This window comes from Bradyrhizobium yuanmingense (assembly GCF_900094575.1).
GTDB classification, from domain to species: Bacteria; Pseudomonadota; Alphaproteobacteria; order Rhizobiales; family Xanthobacteraceae; genus Bradyrhizobium; species Bradyrhizobium yuanmingense.
This window is the reverse complement of record NZ_FMAE01000070.1, coordinates 1-4,838: the sequence shown is the minus strand read 5'-3', so window position 1 is coordinate 4,838 and position 4,838 is coordinate 1. Positions and strand designations below refer to the sequence as shown.

Below are 4,838 nucleotides of genomic sequence, written 5' to 3'. Positions count from 1 at the left end.
CTCGACCTCTTCGGCAATACCGCCCTTTCATCCAGCCTCGGCCTTGGCGTCACGGCCTTCGCCACCGATCTCGGCGGCGCCGAGGAGCATGAGGATGATCCGCCGCAGTCGGCGCCAACCCCGGTAGGGCCGGTGATCGCATCGGCGGTGCTCCGAGGACGGCGCTCGCAAGCGCGGCGACAATTTCTATCTCTCCGGCGCGCGCGGCCTCGCAAAGAGCTGGAAGCAGCGCGCCCGCGACAGCATCGCCGCGGTCCGGCTCGCCGCACAGATCGAGGCCGAGGAGCGCCCCGCGACGGTCGAGGAGCAGCGGCAACTGATCCGCTTTACCGGTTTCGGCGCCTCAGAGCTGGCCAATGGCGTGTTCCGCCCACCGGGCGAAACCGAATTCGCAAGGGGCTGGGACGAGATCGGCGCCGATCTGCAGGATGCGGTCGATGAGGCTGACTACGCTTCGCTGGCACGCTGTACGCAGTATGCGCATTTCACGCCGGAGTTCATCGTCAAGGCGATGTGGGCGGGTTTGCTGCGCCTCGGCTGGCGCGGCGGCCGCGTGCTTGAGCCCGGCATCGGTACCGGCATGTTTCCGGCGCTGACGCCGCCGGGTCTGGACGAAGTCTGCCACGTCACCGGTGTCGAGCTCGACCCCGTCACAGCGCGCATCGCGCGGCTGTTGCAGCCCCGGGCGCGGATCGTCACCGGCGATTTCGCGCGCACCGAGCTGCTGGCGCGGTTCGACCTCGTGATCGGCAATCCGCCCTTCTCCGATCGCACCGTCCGCTCGGACCGCGCGCTACGCTCGCTCGGTCTGCGACTCCACGATTATTTCATCGTCAAGGCAATCAAGCTGCTGAAGCCGGGCGGGCTTGCCGCCTTCGTCACGTCCCACGGCACGATGGACAACGCGGATGGCTCGGCGCGCGCGCTGATCGCGAATCACGCCGATCTCCTCAGTGCCATCCGTCTGCCGGAGGGTAGCTTCCGCGCCGATGCCGGCCCCCGCATCTGTTCACCGGCTACGAGCAGCGCTGCGCCGAGCGCACGATTAAGGATAGCTGGCCCGAGCGGTTGACGCGAATTGCGCCCTCGTCCTCGGTCGCCGGGCGCACCTCGTCGAGCTCGAGCCACGAGAGGTCCGCTCTCGGCGAGATCGGCTGCGAACGCGAATTCGCCGTCCTCGCGCGACCGGTACGAGGTGAGCCGCCGACCTGCGTCGGCGAGACGGTGGCGGATGCGTGGGAGGCGATTTTCGGGCTCGTGCTACGGCCCGGCGAATCCCGTGAGAAGGATCGGAGCGGCTTCGAGAAGGAGCACGCTGCTTGCGCCGCCGGAAGAACAGGATGTCGACCACGACGTCGGTCTGGTTCGCGTGCCATCGCCACCTTGTGCTCGGCGCGCACGCGCTGACCTTCGGCCCGTTTGGCGAGACCTACACCTGTGTGCCTGTTGACGGCGAGGACCTCGCGGCCGCGCTGGACGACGCGGTCACCCTCCTTCCGGTCGCGATCTACAACGGCGAACCGCAGGCGGTCGACCCTGATGACGAGTGCGAGGCCGTGCCGGCGAAGTCGGAGAGTTTGGCGAGCCTCACGTCGCGCGAGGGCAGCTATCTCCTCGATAGCCGGCATGGCTTGATGCAGATCCTTGACGGCCAGCCAGTCGCTGTCTCGGTGCGCAACGGCCGCAGCGCCGACGGTATTCCGGACAAGCACGCTAGGATCATCCAGAAGCTGATCCCGATCCGCGACGCGGTCCGAGAGGTGCTGAACTGCCAGGAGCTCGACCGGCCGTGGAAGGATGCGCAGGTCAGGCTGCGCATCGCCTGGTCGAATTTCGTCCGCGCTTTCGGGCCTATCAACACGACCGTCGTGTCGACAGCGGAGGACGACGAGACCGGGGAGGTCCGCGAAACGCACCGCAGGCCGAACCTCCAGCCGTTCCTGGACGATCCGGACTGTTGGCTGGTGGCCTCGATCGAAGACTACGACCTCGAGTCGGATACGGCGAAGCCGGGTCCAATCTTCACCGAGCGGGTGATTGCTCCGCCGGCGCCGCCCGTCATCACCAGCGCCGCCGACGCCCTGGCCGTCGTTCTCAACGAGCGCGGCCATGTCGACCCCGACCACATCGCGGAGCTCGTGCACCGCGACGTGGGCGACGTCATCGCCGAGCTCGGCAGCGCCATCTTCCGCGATCCCAACGGCGGGTGGTGGCAGACCGCCGACGCCTATCTGTCGGGTGCGGTGCGCGACAAGCTGAAGGCTGCGGAAGCGGCGGCTGCGCTCGATCCCGCCTATGCGCGCAACGTGACCGCCCTGCTGGAGGTGCAGCCTGCCGACCTCCGGCCCTCGGACATCACCGCACGCCTTGGCGCGCCGTGGAGTCCCGCCGCCGACATCGTCGCCTTCGTCAAGGAAACGATGGGCGCGGAGATCAGGATTCACCACATGCCGGAACTGGCGGTGTGGACAGTGGAGGCCCGGCAGCTGGGCTGGATGGCCGCTGGCACGTCGGAATGGGGCACGGAGCGGCGGCACGCTGGGCAGCTTCTCTCTGATGCGCTCAACTCCTCCGTCCCGCAGATCTTCGACACCATCAAAGACGGCGACAGTGAACGTCGGGTCCTCAACGTCGTCGACACCGAGGCGGCGAAGGAGAAGCTCTCGAGGATCAAGACCGCCTTTCAGAACTGGATCTGGTCCGATCCGGATCGGACCGACCGGCTGGCGCGGGTCTACAATGACCGCTTCAACAACATCGTGCCGCGCGCCTTCGACGGATCGCATCTGAAGCTGCCGGGCGCCTCGGGCGCCTTCGTTCTCTACGATCATCAGAAACGCGGCATCTGGCGCATCATCGCCTCGGGAGCGACCTATCTCGCCCACGCCGTCGGCGCCGGCAAGACGATGACGATGGCGGCCGCGATCATGGAACAGCGGCGTCTCGGGCTGATCGCCAAGGCCATGCTTGTCGTTCCGGGGCACTGCCTGGCGCAGGCGGCGCGCGAGTTCCTGGCGCTCTATCCCGGTGCCCGCATCCTCGTCGCCGATGAGACCAATTTCACCAAGGACAAGCGGCACCGCTTCCTGTCGCGCGCCGCGACCGCGACGTGGGACGCGATCATCATCACCCATTCGGCCTTCCGCTTCATCGGCGTGCCGTCCGCGTTCGAGCAGCGGATGATCCAGGACGAGCTCGAACTCTACGAGCAGCTCCTGACCAAGGTCGCAAGCGACGACCGCGTCTCGCGCAAGCGGCTCGAGCGGCTGAAGGAGGGATTGAAGGAACGGCTCGAATCCCTCGCCGCCCGCAAGGACGATCTCCTGACCATTCTCCGAGATCGGCGTCGACCAGATCATCGTCGACGAGGCGCAGGAGTTCCGCAAACTATCCTTCGCGACCAATATGTCGACGTTGAAGGGAGTCGATCCCAACGGCTCACAGCGCGCTTGGGACCTCTATGTGAAATCGCGCTTCGTCGAAACCAAGAACCCTGGGCGGGCGCTGGTGCTAGCCTCCGGCACGCCGATTACCAACACGCTCGGTGAGATGTTCTCGGTGCAGCGCTATCTCGGCCACGCAGCGCTCCTGGATCGGGGCCTTCACGAGTTCGACGCCTGGGCCTCGACTTTTGGCGACGTCTCGACGGAGCTCGAGCTCCAGCCGTCCGGCAGGTACAAGCCGGTCACCCGTTTCGCCACGTTCGTGAACGTCCCTGAATTGATTGCCATGTTCCGGTCCTTCGCCGACGTGGTGATGCCGGAAGACCTGCGGCAATACGTGAAGGTCCCGGCGATCTCGACGGGCAAGCGCCAGATCTTGACGGCAAAGCCGACGCCGGCGTTCAAGCGCTACCAGGCTCTGCTCGACGCGCGGATCAAGGCGATCGAGACGCGCGACCGGCCGCCGGAGCCAGGTGACGATATCTTGCTCTCCGTCATCACCGACGGACGGCATGCGGCGATTGACCTGCGTCTGGTCGACCCGGACTGCGATAACGAGCCGAACAACAAGCTGAATCTTCTCGTCGGAAATGCCTTCCGCATCTGGAAGGAGACGTCAGACAACAATTACGTGCGCGCCGACGGCAAGCCGTACGAGCTGCCGGGCGCCGCGCAGATGATCTTCTCCGATCTCGGGACGATCAGCGTCGAGAAGACGCGCGGCTTCTCGGCTTATCGCTGGATCAAAGACGAGCTCGTCCGCATGGGCGTTCCCGCGTCCGAGATCGCCTTCATGCAGGACTTCAGGAAGTCCGAGGCCAAGCAGCGGCTGTTCGGTGACGTCCGCGCCGGCAAGGTCCGCTTCCTGATCGGCTCCTCAGATACAATGGGAACGGGCGTCAATGCGCAGCTTCGCCTGAAGGCCCTCCATCACCTCGACGTGCCATGGCTGCCGTCACAGATCGCGCAGCGCGAGGGCCGGATCGAGCGCCAGGGCAACCAGCACGACGCGATCGACATCTTCGCCTATGCCACCGAGGGTTCGCTGGACGCGAGCATGTGGCAGAACAACGAGCGCAAGGCTCGCTTCATCGCCGCGGCGCTCTCCGGTGACATGTCGATCCGTCGGCTCGAGGACCTCGCTGCTGCGGCCGAACTCAACCTCCGTCGCTCCTCAGTGCCCGCGCCGCGTCTGCCGCCCGGCGTGGCGACGACTTCAACAAAGCCCCGTTTCCTCATCCCGTCCGACGAGTACCGGATTAGCCGCTTCGGCTTCGTCGTCGATGAGACCCGCCACCCGGTCTATTCCGGGCCATCGAGCTTCATCGGCTGGCAGGGAAGGACGTCGCCATGAAGGCTTCCCCCGAACGCCTCACCCAGCTTTCGCGCATGGAG

General features: G+C 66.1%; 2 pseudogenes. Both read left to right on the top strand.

Features of this window, described 5'->3' with window-relative positions:
• Window positions 1–4,584 (top strand): annotated as a pseudogene (locus tag GA0061099_RS38805) (Eco57I restriction-modification methylase domain-containing protein); the annotation flags it as partial.
• 84 nt (window positions 4,585–4,668) lie between these two features.
• Window positions 4,669–4,797, top strand: a pseudogene (locus GA0061099_RS43435) (DUF7007 domain-containing protein); the annotation flags it as partial.
• Window positions 4,798–4,838: the final 41 nt, after the last annotated feature.